The sequence below is a fragment of the Mycobacterium saskatchewanense genome, from assembly GCF_010729105.1.
In the GTDB taxonomy this organism is placed as follows: Bacteria; Actinomycetota; Actinomycetes; order Mycobacteriales; family Mycobacteriaceae; genus Mycobacterium; species Mycobacterium saskatchewanense.
Genome location: NZ_AP022573.1, coordinates 143,225 through 156,272, shown reverse-complemented (window position 1 = coordinate 156,272; position 13,048 = coordinate 143,225). Strand labels below are relative to the sequence as shown.

Annotated in this window: 13 protein-coding genes; 3 read left to right on the top strand and 10 right to left on the bottom strand. The window is 70.3% G+C overall.

The window, feature by feature from the left end; translation table 11 throughout:
* Nucleotides 1-9 precede the first annotated feature (9 nt).
* From rpoZ to mihF, 3 genes are all read right to left on the bottom strand, one after another.
* Complete coding sequence (gene rpoZ, locus G6N56_RS00800; RefSeq protein WP_085257016.1) at nt 10-336, bottom strand: DNA-directed RNA polymerase subunit omega; 327 nt, start codon at nt 334-336, stop codon at nt 10-12.
* A 95-nt stretch (nt 337-431) separates the two neighbouring features.
* Nucleotides 432-1,058, bottom strand: a complete 627-nt coding sequence (gene gmk, locus G6N56_RS00795) for a guanylate kinase (protein WP_085257015.1) — start codon at nt 1,056-1,058, stop codon at nt 432-434.
* A gap of 37 nt (nt 1,059-1,095) precedes the next feature.
* Nucleotides 1,096-1,413: an integration host factor, actinobacterial type gene (mihF, locus tag G6N56_RS00790; RefSeq protein ID WP_067415791.1), complete on the bottom strand. Its 318-nt coding sequence runs from the start codon at nt 1,411-1,413 to the stop codon at nt 1,096-1,098.
* A gap of 409 nt (nt 1,414-1,822) precedes the next feature.
* Between mihF and G6N56_RS00785 the strand changes: the two genes are divergently transcribed.
* Nucleotides 1,823-2,245, top strand: coding sequence for a TOBE domain-containing protein (locus G6N56_RS00785; protein WP_085257014.1), 423 nt, complete (start codon nt 1,823-1,825; stop codon nt 2,243-2,245).
* 16 nt (nt 2,246-2,261) lie between these two features.
* Here the strand turns inward: G6N56_RS00785 and pyrF are convergent, their stop codons facing one another.
* The 7 genes from pyrF to pyrR form a co-directional block, all read right to left on the bottom strand.
* Entirely contained in the window at nt 2,262-3,086 is an 825-nt protein-coding gene (gene pyrF, locus G6N56_RS00780) for an orotidine-5'-phosphate decarboxylase (RefSeq protein ID WP_085257013.1), read from the bottom strand.
* Entirely contained in the window at nt 3,083-6,433 is a 3,351-nt protein-coding gene (gene carB / locus G6N56_RS00775; protein WP_085257012.1) for a carbamoyl-phosphate synthase large subunit, read from the bottom strand. The genes pyrF and carB overlap by 4 nt, the downstream gene beginning before the upstream one ends.
* A 94-nt stretch (nt 6,434-6,527) precedes the next feature.
* Nucleotides 6,528-7,649, bottom strand: a complete 1,122-nt coding sequence (gene carA, locus G6N56_RS00770; protein ID WP_085257011.1) for a glutamine-hydrolyzing carbamoyl-phosphate synthase small subunit — start codon at nt 7,647-7,649, stop codon at nt 6,528-6,530.
* The gene (locus G6N56_RS00765; RefSeq protein ID WP_085257010.1) at nt 7,646-8,155 is read right to left on the bottom strand and encodes a PH-like domain-containing protein; all 510 of its coding nucleotides are present in this window, start codon (nt 8,153-8,155) and stop codon (nt 7,646-7,648) included. Before G6N56_RS00765 ends, carA begins: the two co-directional genes overlap by 4 nt.
* Complete coding sequence (locus tag G6N56_RS00760) at nt 8,152-9,444, bottom strand: dihydroorotase (RefSeq protein WP_085257009.1); 1,293 nt, start codon at nt 9,442-9,444, stop codon at nt 8,152-8,154. The genes G6N56_RS00765 and G6N56_RS00760 overlap by 4 nt, the downstream gene beginning before the upstream one ends.
* A complete protein-coding gene (locus G6N56_RS00755) occupies nt 9,441-10,385 on the bottom strand; it encodes an aspartate carbamoyltransferase catalytic subunit (RefSeq protein ID WP_085257008.1) in 945 nt (314 codons plus the stop codon). Before G6N56_RS00755 ends, G6N56_RS00760 begins: the two co-directional genes overlap by 4 nt.
* Nucleotides 10,382-10,948, bottom strand: coding sequence for a bifunctional pyr operon transcriptional regulator/uracil phosphoribosyltransferase PyrR (gene pyrR / locus G6N56_RS00750; protein ID WP_085257007.1), 567 nt, complete (start codon nt 10,946-10,948; stop codon nt 10,382-10,384). Before pyrR ends, G6N56_RS00755 begins: the two co-directional genes overlap by 4 nt.
* 128 nt (nt 10,949-11,076) lie before the next feature.
* On the opposite strand from pyrR, the gene G6N56_RS00745 reads away from it, so the two are divergent.
* Nucleotides 11,077-12,357, top strand: coding sequence for an HNH endonuclease (locus tag G6N56_RS00745; RefSeq protein WP_085257006.1), 1,281 nt, complete (start codon nt 11,077-11,079; stop codon nt 12,355-12,357).
* A 43-nt stretch (nt 12,358-12,400) separates the two neighbouring features.
* Nucleotides 12,401-13,033, top strand: a complete 633-nt coding sequence (locus G6N56_RS00740; protein ID WP_142280727.1) for a class I SAM-dependent methyltransferase — start codon at nt 12,401-12,403, stop codon at nt 13,031-13,033.
* The last annotated feature ends 15 nt before the right edge of the window (nt 13,034-13,048 follow it).

Sequence of the window (13,048 nt, the reverse complement as noted above, 5' to 3'; positions counted from 1 at the left end):
CCTGCCTCGTTACTCGCCCTCGGTGTGCTCGAGCAGGTCGGCGTGGATCTCGCGCATCGCGATGGACAGGGGCTTTTCCTGAAGGCCGGGCTCGACGAGCGGCCCGACGTATTCGAGGATGCCCTCGCCGAGCTGGTTGTAGTAGTCGTTGATCTGCCGGGCGCGCTTGGCCGCGTAGATCACCAGGGCGTACTTGCTGGAGACCCGGTCGAGCAGCTCGTCGATGGGCGGGTTGGTGATGCCGAGCGGGGTGTCGTAGGCGCGCTGCCCACCCGCCGACGGGTCGAACTGGTCGGGGACGGCGGTCAGCTGCGCGTCGGACTGCGGAAGTGTCACGTAGGTCAATCTCCTGGCGGATTAGAGCGGTTGGTGAACCGCTGGGAACTCGATGCTCGATCGCGTCGGGATCTGGTCTGCTTCTGGTCAGGCCGTTATGCCGGGCCCGGCGCAGTTCCCACCAGCAAGGATACCAATTCCGCGCACGCAGACTCCAATCGTCGGTTGACCACGACCTCGTCGAAGTCGCCCTGGGCCGCCATTTCCACGCGGGCGGTCTCCAGGCGGCGCTGTATCGCCTCGGGTGTCTCGGTGCCGCGGCCCAGCAGCCGCGCCTGCAGATCCTCCCAGCTGGGCGGCGCCAGGAAGACGGTGATGGCCTCGGGCATCGCCTTCTTCACGGCCCTGGCACCGGCGAGGTCGACCTCGATCAGCACCGGACGCCCGGCGGCGGTGGCGGCCCGGACGGGCTCGGCGAGCGTGCCCGATCGGTGCAGGCCGCCGTGGATCTCCGCCCATTCCAGCAGCGCGCCCTCGTCGATGAGCTGCTGGAAGCGGGCCGGGGTGACGAAGTGGTAGTCGACGCCGTCGACCTCACCCGGCCTCGGCGCCCGGGTGGTGGCCGAGACGCTGAAGTGCAGATCGGGGATCCGCTCTCGCAGACACCTGACCACGGTTGACTTGCCGACCGCGGAGGGACCGGACAGCACGACCACGCGCCCCTTGCCTTTCGGCTCGGGACGGGTCCCGCGCTCGGTGTCCGGTCCCCCGCCGGCGCTCATGGGCGCGTCCGGGTGGGTACGCCCACCTCGGTGCGGGTTAGGCGGAGCCGAACTTTTCCAGCAGGGCCTTGCGCTGCCGATCGCCGAGGCCCCGCAGGCGGCGGGTCGGGGCGATCTCCAGCTCGGTCATGATTTCCTGCGCCTTGACCTTGCCGACCTTGGGCAACGCCTCCAGCAGCGCCGAAACCTTCATCTTGCCCAGGACTTCGTCGGTCTCGGCGTCCTTGAGCACCTGCGAAAGGTTGGTGCCGCCGCGCTTCAGCCGGTCCTTGAGCTCTGCTCGTGCACGACGTGCGGCAGCCGCCTTCTCCAAAGCGGCCGCGCGCTGCTCGTCGGTCAACTGGGGAAGGGCCACGATTCCTCCGTATCCGATCAATCGATCCGAATCGATCTCTTCTTGTCTCTGCCGGGTACTTCTGCCAGCGGAGACGACCGTACTCACGGTTCGGAACGAAATCTAACCCGACCCCCTGGTTGAGGGGGACAAACGCCCAGCGTGGGCCCCGCGCGTCGCCCCCGCGAGCCACCCCGACCGGCACATCGGGGCGGTGGCGGGACGGCCTCCGGGTCCGCCGCGATAATCGTCCTACCTGGGCTTTTGCGTCGCCGGCCGGACCGCGGGCGCCATGACGGCGGTCGTTACCGGCGGTCTCCTCCGGTGCCGGTGAGCCGCAGTGCCGGGGATCACCGAATTTCACCGTTCTGCTCGCGCGTGTCGCGTAGGCGCAGTTCAACGCGGCTTGCCCAGCGGTTACGATCGACCAGTGCCGAACCTGCGGATCCGCCAGGCGGCGGAGCTGTTGGGGGTCAGCGACGACACCGTGCGGCGATGGATCAATCAGGGCACGTTGGCGGTCAGCCACGACGCGGCCGGCCGCAAGGTGATCGCCAGCGAGGATCTGGCCCGGTTCGCCCGCACCAATGCGCCGGCACCTCCGCCCGACCCGCTCAGCATCGGCAGCTCGGCCCGCAACCGGTTCGTCGGCCTGGTGACCGAGGTGGTCAGCGACAAGGTCATGACCCAGGTCGAGATGCAGTGCGGGCCGTTCACCGTCGTGTCGCTGATGAGCACCGAGGCGGCCGAGGAACTCAAGCTCCGGCCCGGGAGCGTGGCGGTGGCCGTCGTCAAGGCCACCACCGTGATCGTCGAGACCGCGCGGCCCGACGCCGCGCTGGCGTCCGACTGAGCCGTCCCGGGCGCAGCTAGGCCCCCAGGTAGGCGACGGCCGCCAGCATCCGTTCGGCCGCGGCCCGCAGTTCCGCCACGCCCGGCCCGGCGCGCAGCACCTCGCGCGCGACGGCGGGCAGCAGCTGCCCCGGCGCCGCGCCACCGAGGCCGCCCAGCGCCTCCGGCCGCCCGCCCTGCGCCCCGACGCCGGGGACCAGCACCGGGCCGCCCAGCGCGCTCACGTCGGGCGCCTCGAACACCGTCGCACCGACCACCACGCCGACGTAGCCGGGTTCCGAGGGGCTCATGGACCTGTTCACCACCGCCGCCTGGTCGACGACGAGCTGCGCCACCGTACGGCCGTCAAAGGCCGCACGCTGGACGGTCGCCCCCTCGGGGTTGGACGTCGCCGCCAGCACGAAGACGCCGCGGTCGTGGGCCGCCGCGGCCTCCAGCAGCGGCCTCAGCGCGCCAAACCCCAGGTACGGCGAGGCGGTCACCGCGTCGGCCGCCAGGGGCGAATCGCCGGCCCAGGCGGTGGCATAGGCCGCCATTGTCGTCCCGATGTCGCCGCGCTTGGCGTCGGCCAGCACCAGGACGCCGGCCGCGCGCAGCGCGGCGATGGTGCGTTCGAGCACCGCGAACCCGGCCGAGCCGTAGGCCTCGAAGAACGCCACCTGGGGCTTGACGACGGCGAACCCCGCGAACGCCTCGACGCAGGTGTCGCAGAACGCCGAGAGCCCGTCGACGGTCGCGGGCAGCCCCCACGCCCGCAGCAGCTCGGGATGCGGGTCGATGCCCAGGCACAGCGGGCCCCGGCGTGCCTTCGCCTCGGCCAGCCGAGCCCCGAACCCCGTCACCGCGAGGTGCCCGGACCGATCGCGCTGTGCAGCTCCTGCAGCGATCGCACGCCGATGTCGCCGCGGATGCCCGCCTCGATGCCCTGGATGGCGGCCGAGGCGCCCTGCACCGTCGTGACGCAGGGAATGTTGACCGACACGGCCACCGAGCGGATCTCGTACCCGTCGACGCGTGGACCGGAGTTGCCGTAGGGCGTGTTGATCACCATGTCGACCTCGCCCGCCCTGATCGCCTCGACGGCCGACTGGGCGGGGCGGCCCTGCTGCGGCGGCTCGAAGTGTTTGCGCACCTCGTCGCACGGTATTCCATTGCGGCGCAACATCTCCGCGGTGCCCTCGGTGGCCAGGACGCGGAAGCCGAGGTCGGCCAGGCGCTTGACCGGGAACACCAGTGACCGCTTGTCCCGGTTCGCGACCGACACGAACACGGTGCCCTGGGCCGGCAGCGACCCGTAGGCGGCGGTCTGGCTCTTGGCGAAGGCGGTGCCGAAGTCCCGGTCGATTCCCATCACCTCTCCGGTCGATTTCATCTCCGGCCCCAGCAGCGAATCGATCGCCGCCCCGTCGGCGCGGCGGAAGCGGTGGAACGGCAGCACCGCCTCCTTGACCGCGATCGGGGCCTCCGGCGGCGCGTGGGCGCCATCCCCGTCGCGGGCCAGCATGCCCTCGTCGCGGAGCTGAGAAATGCTGGCGCCGAGCATGATCCGAGCACACGCCTTGGCGAGTGGGACGGCAGTGGCCTTGGATACGAAAGGAACGGTACGGCTCGCCCTCGGGTTGGCCTCGAGGACGTAGAGGATGTCGTCTTTGAGCGCGTACTGGACGTTGAGCAACCCGACCACGCCGATTCCATGCGCGATGCCCTCCGTCGCGCGGCGCACCTTCTCGATGTCGCTGCGGCCCAGCGTGACCGGCGGCAGGGCGCAGGCCGAGTCGCCGGAGTGGATGCCGGCCTCCTCGATGTGCTCCATGATGCCGCCGATGTACACCTCGGCCCCGTCGCACAGCGCGTCGACGTCGATCTCCACCGCGTCCTCGAGGAAGCGGTCCACCAGCACCGGGTGCTCGGGCGAGAGCTCGGTGGCGCGGGTGATGTAGCTCTTCAGGGTCTCCTCGTCGTAGACGATCTCCATGCCGCGCCCACCCAGCACGTACGACGGTCGCACCAGCACGGGGTAGCCGATCTCGTCGGCGATCCGGCGCGCCTGCACGAAAGTCGTTGCGGTACCGTACTTCGGTGCCGGCAGCCCCGCGGTGCTGAGCAAGTCACCGAAGGCCCCGCGGTCCTCGGCCAGGTCGATGGCCTCCGGCGGGGTGCCCACGATCGGGATGCCGACGTCGGCGAGGTGCTGCGCCAGGCCGAGCGGGGTCTGGCCGCCGAGCTGCACGATGACGCCGGCCACTCCGGGGCCGTCGCCGGCGGACTCGCTCTCGGCGCGGAAGACCTCGCACACGTCCTCGAAGGTCAGCGGCTCGAAGTACAGCCGGTCGGCGGTGTCGTAGTCGGTGGACACCGTCTCCGGGTTGCAGTTGACCATCACGGTCTCAAAGCCGGCCTGGCTCAACGTCGTTGCCGCGTGCACGCAGCTGTAGTCGAACTCGATGCCCTGGCCGATCCGGTTCGGACCCGACCCGAGGATCAGCACCTTGGGCCGCTCGGCCTGCGGGGCGACCTCGGTCTCGGCGGCGGGGTCGAGCTCGTAGCTGCTGTAGTGATACGGCGTCTTGGCCTCGAACTCCGCCGCGCAGGTGTCCACCGTCTTGTACACGGGGTGGATGCCGAGCCGCTCGCGCAGCGAGCGGACCCCGTTCTCGCCGGCCAATTCGGGTCGCAGAGCGGCGATCTGGCGGTCGGACAGCCCGCTGTGCTTGCCGCGCCGCAGCAGGTCCGCGTCGAGCACCGGGGCGGCGACCAGGTCCGCGCGCAGCCGCACGAGCTCGTCGATCTCGGCGACGAACCAGGGGTCGATGCCGGAGGCCTCGGCCACCTGCTCCACCGAGCCGCCCAGCCGCAACGCCAGCTCGACGTCGTAGAGCCGCCCCTCGGTCGGGGTCTGCAGCCGCTTCAGGACGTCGTCGAGTCCGCCTTCGGGATCCGGCTTCGTCCAGAAGCCGGCTCGGGTGGTCTCCAGCGACCGCATCACCTTGCCGAGGGCCTCGATGAAGTTGCGGCCCAACGACATCGCCTCGCCGACGGACTTCATCGTGGTAGTCAGGACGGGGTCGGCGCCGGGGAACTTCTCGAACGCGAAGCGCGGCGCCTTGACGACGACGTAGTCCAGGGTGGGCTCGAAGCAGGCCGGTGTCTCCTTGGTGATGTCGTTGACGATCTCGTCGAGGGTGTAGCCGATGGCGAGCTTGGCGGCGATCTTGGCGATCGGGAAACCGGTGGCCTTGGACGCCAGCGCGCTCGACCGGGAGACCCGCGGGTTCATCTCGACGACGATCAGCCGCCCGTCCCGGGGGTTGACGGCGAACTGGATGTTGCAGCCGCCGGTGTCGACGCCGACCTCGCGCAGGATCGCGATGCCCAGGTCGCGCATCCGCTGGTATTCCCGGTCGGTCAGCGTCATGGCCGGCGCCACGGTGACCGAGTCGCCCGTGTGGACGCCCATCGGGTCGACGTTCTCGATCGAGCAGACCACCACGACGTTGTCGTTGCCGTCGCGCATCAGCTCGAGCTCGAATTCCTTCCAGCCGAAGATCGATTCCTCGATGAGCACGTTGGCGCTGGGCGAGGCGGCAAGCCCGGCGCCGGCCATCCGTTCCACCTCGTCGGAGGCATAGGCCATCCCCGATCCCAGCCCGCCCATGGTGAAGCTCGGCCGCACGACGACCGGCAGGCCGACCTCCTCGACCGTCTCGCGGACCTCGTCCATGGTGAAGCACACGCGGCTGCGGGCGGATTCGCCGCCGACCTTGGCGACGATGTCCTTGAACCGCTGCCGGTCTTCGCCACGCTGGATCGCGTCGAAGTCGGCGCCGATGAGCTCGACGTCGTAGCGCTCCAGCGCACCGCTCTCGTAGAGCGCGACCGCGGTGTTGAGCGCCGTCTGGCCGCCCAGTGTGGCCAGGACGGCGTCGATCTTGTTGCCGCGCTGGGCCTGCTGCGCGATCACCTTCTCGACGAACGCGGGCGTGATCGGCTCGACGTAGGTGTGGTCGGCGTACTCGGGGTCCGTCATGATCGTGGCCGGATTGGAGTTGATCAGGCTGACCTGCAGCCCCTCGGCACGCAGCACCCGGCAGGCCTGGGTGCCCGAGTAGTCGAACTCGGCGGCCTGCCCGATGACGATCGGCCCCGAGCCGATCACCAGCACGTGGTTGAGGTCGGTGCGTCGCGGCACTAGCGTTCCCCTTCCTTGGCGCTCCGGGCCGCGCGAGCGACCGCGTATGTACGGCGTTCTCGGCGTGTCTGCGTACAGACACGGTCGCTCGCGGTCATCGGTCGCTCTCCATCAGGTCGATGAATTGATCGAACAGGTACTCCGCGTCGTGCGGTCCGGCGGCGGCCTCGGGGTGGTACTGCACCGAAAAGGCCCGCCCGTTGGCGAGTTTGACGCCCTCGACCACCCCGTCGTTGGCGCAGGTGTGGCTGACGACCGCCTGGCCGAACGGCGTGTCGAACGACTGGCCCGCCTCCCCTTCCAGGGCGAAGCCGTGGTTCTGGGCGGTGACCGCGACGCGACCGGTGGCGTGGTCCATGACCGGGATGTTGATGCCGCGGTGGCCGAAGACCATCTTGTAGGTCGACAGGCCCAGCGCCCGGCCCAGAATCTGGTTGCCGAAACATATTCCGAACAATGGGATGCCGGCTTCCAGCACCCGCCGGGTGACATCGACGACGTGGTCGGCGGTGGCCGGATCGCCGGGGCCGTTGGACAGGAACACGCCATCCGGCTTGAGCTCGGCGATCTGATCGAAGGTCGCCGACGCCGGCAGCACGTGGCTGCGGACGCCGCGCCGGGAGAAGTTGCGGGGCGTGTTCGTCTTGATGCCCAAGTCGAGGGCGGCGACGGTAAAGCGCTGCGGCACATCCGGTTCGACGACGTAGGCGTCCGGGGTGCTGACCTCGCCGGCCAAATCGGCGCCCAGCATGGACTCCTGGGCGCGGACCCGCTCCAGCAGCTCGTCTGGATCGGCGAGCGCCGCACCGGAGAACACCCCGGCCTTCATCGACCCGCGGCTGCGCAGGTGGCGCACCACGGCCCGGGTGTCGATGCCGGCGATCCCGACGATGTGCTGACGGACCAGCTCGTCCTCCAGCGTGCCGGTGGCGCGCCAGCTCGACGCGCGGGGCGACGGGTCGCGCACGGCGTATCCGGCCACCCAGATCTTGTCGCCGCGGCTCTCGGCGTCCTCGGTGTTCCAGCCGGTGTTGCCGATCTGGGGCGCGGTCGCCACCACGATCTGGCGGTGGTAGCTGGGGTCGGTCAGCGTCTCCTGGTAGCCGGACATCGCGGTGGAGAACACCGCCTCCCCCAGCGCCTGCCCGACCTTGCCGAACGGCGTCCCGGTGAAGACGCGGCCGTCTTCGAGAACCAATACCGCTTTGTTGTTCACGCGGCTCCCTCCTGCTGCGACTCCAGCCACTCGGCATATTCGTCGCGGTGATTCGCCCGAAAGCCGGTGTCGATCTCGACGCCCGAGGGCAACCGCCACCGGATCGCCAAGATCCCGATCCGGGCCGCGGCCCGTCCTCCCATGCTGCGCTCCACACGGATGGCGGTGATCGAATCCTGTGGTATCCAAAGTGGCTGCGCCCGCACGCGTTCCACCAAGATTCCCCCCGCATAGCGGGTCATCACCGCTCTGCTGCGGAAACCCAGGTCGCCGGCCGCGATTCGCTCTTTCCAGCCCGGCGCCATCATGGAACCGCAATAGTGGCCGCGGGTGGTGATGAGCGCCGCGCCCACCTGGTCGGGGACATCGGGCAGCTCATCGATGAGTTCGTCTTGGCGCTGCGAGCGGCGCCGCCAACTGCGCATCATGAGCTGGATCACCACCGCGATCACCACCACCACGACCGCGGCGAAGATCAGGGAGCCCACCAGGGTGCCCGAATTCATGCGGGGCACTTTCCGTCACGGGCGGTGACCTTCCCGCGCAACAGCGTCGCGGTCACGATCGCCGGCAGGGTCATGGACTCGTAGGGCGTGTTGGCCGACCGGCTCGCGAGGTCCGACCCGGCGACAGTCCAGGTGGCGTCCGGGTCGACGACGGTGAGGTTGGCGGGCTCCCCCACCTCCAGCGGGCGGCCATGGTCGGGCAAACCCACGATGCGGGCGGGGTTTTCGCTCATCACCCGCGCGAGACCGCGCCATGTCAGCAGCCCGGGCGCCACCATCGTCTGCGCCACGACCGACAACGCAGTCTGCAGCCCCAGCATGCCCGGCCGGGCCGCCGAGAACTCGACGCACTTCTCGTGTTCGGCGTGCGGTGCATGGTCGGTTGCCACACAGTCGATGATCCCCTCGGCCAGCGCCTGCCGGAGCGCCGCGGCGTCGGACGACTCCCGCAGCGGCGGATTCACCCGGTTCACCCCGTCGTAGCCGGTCAGCCTGCCGTCATCGAGCATCAGGTGATGCGGGGTCACCTCGGCGGTGATCGAGATGCCTTGCTGTTTGGCCCATTTGAGGATCTCGACGGTGCCCGCGGTGGAGGCGTGACAGATGTGCACCCGGGCGCCGGCGTCGCGGGCCAGCAGGGCGTCGCGCGCGACGATCGACTCCTCGGCCGCCCTCGGCCACCCGGACAGTCCGAGCCGGGCGGCGGCGGGTCCCTCGTGTGCGACGGCGCCGACGGTCAACCGCGGCTCCTCGGCGTGCTGGGCGATGAGCACCCCCAGGCCGGTGGCGTACTCGAGGGCGCGGCGCATCACCAGGGGGTCGTGCACGCAGACGCCGTCGTCGGAGAACATCCGGACCTGGGCGGCCCCGGCGGCCATCATGCCCATCTCGGTGAGCTCCGCCCCGGCCAGCCCGACGGTGACGGCGCCGACGGGGTGCACGTCGACCAGCCCGACCTGCTGGCCGCGCTGCCAGACGTGGTCGGTGACCACCGGACTGTCGGCCACCGGGTTGGTGTTGGCCATCGCGAACACCGCCGTGAATCCGCCCAAAGCCGCCGCGGCCGAACCCGATTCGATGTCCTCGGCGTATTCGCGGCCGGGCTCGCGCAGGTGGGTGTGCAGGTCGACCAGGCCGGGCAACAGCACGTGTCCGGTCGCGTCGATGACGTCGGCGTCGCTGGGAATGTCGAGCTGTGGCCCGATTTCGGCGATCTGGCCGTCAGCGACCAGCACGTCGGCAGGGTCACCTTCACCGTACAGCCGCACCCCGCGGATCAACACGCTCACGCCGCGATCTCCTCCGCCCCTACGAGAACATGGAACAGCACGGCCATCCGGACGTGCACGCCGTTGGAGACCTGTTGCAGCACGGCCGATTGCGAGGAGTCGGCCACCGACGACGAGATCTCCATGCCCCGCAGCATCGGCCCCGGGTGTAGCACCACGGCGTGACCGGGGAGCATCGCCTGTCGGCGGTCGGAAAGCCCGTAACGCGACGAATATTCGCGCACCGATGGGAAGAAGCCGCCGTTCATCCGCTCGGCCTGCACCCGCAGCATCAGCACCGCGTCGGCGGCGGGCAACTCGGCGTCGAAGTCGTGCGAGACGGTGACCGGCCATCCCTCGACCCCGATCGGCAGCAGCGTCGGCGGCGCGACGAGGACCACCTCGGCGCCCAGGGTGTCCAGCAGCATGACGTTGGATCGGGCGACCCGGCTGTGCAGGATGTCGCCGACGATCACGACGCGCCGGCCCTCGATCCCCCCGAGGCGCTGGCGGATGGTGAGCGCATCGAGCAGCGCCTGCGTCGGGTGCTCGTGCGTGCCGTCGCCCGCGTTGATCACCGACGGCCCAGACCCGTTCGCGCACGTCCACTCGGCGAGCAGGTGCGCGGCGCCCGATGCCGGGTGCCGGACGATCAGGGCGTCGGCGCCGGCGGCCCGCAGCGTCAGCGCGGTGTCGCGCAGCGACTCCCCCTTGCCCACCGAGGACCCGGTCGCGCTGACGTTGATCACGTCCGCGCTCATCCACTTGCCTGCCACCTCGAACGACACCCGGGTGCGGGTGGAGTTCTCGTAGAACATGGTGATCACGGTGCGGCCGCGCAACGTCGGCAGCTTCTTGATCTCGCGGCCCACCAGCGCCTGCGCGAACCGGTCGGCGTCGTCGAGGATGGCCGTAGCGTCGTCGCGGGTGAGGTCGCCGGCGGCGAGCAGGTGGCGCGTCATCGGGAGATCACCACCCCGTCGCGGCCGTCGTGCTCGCTCAGTAGCACGTGCACGCTCTCGGCCCGGGAGGTCGGAACGTTCTTGCCCACGTAATCGGCGCGTAGCGGCAGCTCGCGGTGGCCCCTGTCGACCAGCACCGCCAGCTGCACCGCCCGCGGACGACCGACGTCGCGCAGCGCGTCCAGGGCGGAGCGCACCGACCGCCCCGAGTAGAGGACGTCGTCGACGAGGATCACCAGCGCGTCGTCGACCCCGCCGGCGGGGATCGAGGTGGCCTCCAGCGGGCGCGGCGGCTTCTGCATCAGGTCGTCGCGGTAGAGGGTGATGTCGAGGCCGCCGTGCGCGACGGCGACCCCGCTGTATTCGCGGATGTTGGCGGCCAGCCGCTGGGCCAGCAGCACGCCTCGGGTGGGAATTCCCAGGAGCACGACGCGTGGCGCGTGGGGACCGTCGAGCGCGGTCTTTTCGATGATCTGGTGCGCGATCCGGGAAATGGTGCGGCCGACGTCGGCCGCCGACATCAATTCGCGGGATTCGCCGCCGGTGTCACCCGCAGCACCCATACGAAACTTGACCTCCTTCCCCGCCTCTCTGGACGGTCCGTTAAAGGATGTCGACTGCCCGGCAGCGTAACACTTCGCTCCGCAGTACCGGGATCGGCCTGTCGGTGGGCGTGTTTAGTATCGCACGCATGTTCGATTTATTGCCCGCGCTCGACCCGTCGGCGGACGAATCGGCGCTGATCGCGCGCATCGCGGCGCTCGAGACGGTCAAGTCCGCGGCCGCCGCCGACCAGGCGCGCATGACGGCCGCCCTGGACGCCCTGCGTCGCAGGAAAGAGGCCGAAGCCGGCGTGCCGGCGGCGCAGCGGGGACGCGGGCTAGCCAGTGAGGTCGCGCTGGCGCGGCGGGATTCGCCGGCGCGCGGCGGCAGGCACCTGGGGTTCGCCAAGGCGCTGGTGTACGAGATGCCGCACACGCTGGCCGCGCTGCAGTCCGGGCGGCTCTCCGAGTGGCGGGCAACGCTGATCGTGCGGGAATCGGCGTGCCTGGACGTCGAGGACCGGCGCGCGCTGGACGCCGAGCTCTGCGGGAACGGCTCCGCCCTGGACGGGCTGGGTGACGCGCGCATCGCCGCGGCGGCCCGGAGCATCGCCTACCGCCTGAACGCGCGGGCGGTGGTGGGTCGCGCGGCCCGGGCCGAATCCGAGCGCACCGTCACGATCCGCCCGGCCCCCGACACCATGACCTACGTGACCGCGCTCCTCCCCGTGGCGCACGGCGTCGCCGTGTACGCCGCTCTCAAGAGGTCCGCCGACACCACCTTCGACAACCGAACGCGCGGCCAGGTCATGGCGGACGCGCTGGTCGAACGCGTCACCGGCCGCCCCGCCGACGTGGCCCCGCCGATCGCGGTCAACCTGGTGATCACCGACGAGACGCTGCTCGGACGCGACGACACCGCCGCGGTGGTGGACGGATACGGCCCCATCCCGGCGGGCGTGGCACGCGGCCTGGTGAGCAACGCGGCGGCCGACGCCCGGTCGCGGGCCACGTTGCGCCGGCTCTACCGTCATCCCCGCTCAGGCGCCTTGCTGACCATGGAATCGCGGGCCCGCCGCTTCCCCAAGGGCCTAGCGACGTTCATCGCGCTGCGCGACGAGCGGTGCCGCACCCCCTACTGCGACGCCCCGATCCGCCACCGCGACCACGCCGAACCGTGGCACCGCGGTGGGCCGACCAGCGCGGCCAACGGGCTCGGATCATGTGAGCGTTGCAACTACGCCAAGGAGGCTCCCGGCTGGCGTGTTACCACCTCTCAAGGCGAAAGAGGTTGTCATACAGCCGAATTCGTCACGCCGACCGGGGCTCGTTACCGCTCCACGGCGCCGCCGAAACCGGGGCTGGTCGAGATCTTCGACAGCGAGCTAGAGGTCAGGATCGGCGTGGCCATTGCCAGGCACGCCGCCTAAGCTGGCGGGAGTGACGGACGCGAATTCTTCCGGTTTCTCCGGCCTGCGGCGCATGGACTTCGATGCGCTCTACCGTGGCGAGAGCCCCGGAGAGGGCATGCCCGCCATGGCCACGCCGCCGTGGGATACCAAGGCGCCGAAGGGCAGCGTCATCGCTTGGAATGAGAGTGGCTGGGTGCATGGCGACGTCCTCGACATCGGCTGCGGGCTGGGCGACAACGCCATTTACCTGGCGCAAAACGGGTTCCGGGTGACGGGGCTGGACATCGCGCCGACCGCGCTGATCACCGCGGAGCGGCGGGCCCATGATGCCGGCGTCGACATCAAATTTGCGGTGGCCGACTCCACCAAGCTCGATGGCTACACCGACGCCTTCGACTCCGTCATCGACAGCGGGATGTTCCACTGCCTCGACGACGACGGCAAGCGGAGTTACGCCGCCGCGGTGCACCGCGCGACCCGGCCGGGCGCCACCCTGTTGATCAGCTGCTTCTCCGACGCCAACCCGGCCGACGACGAGTGGCCGCGGCCGGCGGTGTCTAAGCAGACGCTGCGCGACGTGCTGGGCGGCGCCGGCTGGGAGATCGAATCGCTGGAGCCCGCCACCATGCGCCGCGAGATCGACGGCAACCAGGTCGAGATGACGTTCTGGTCCGTCCGCGCGCAGCGGACCTAGTAACGGGCGTTTTCC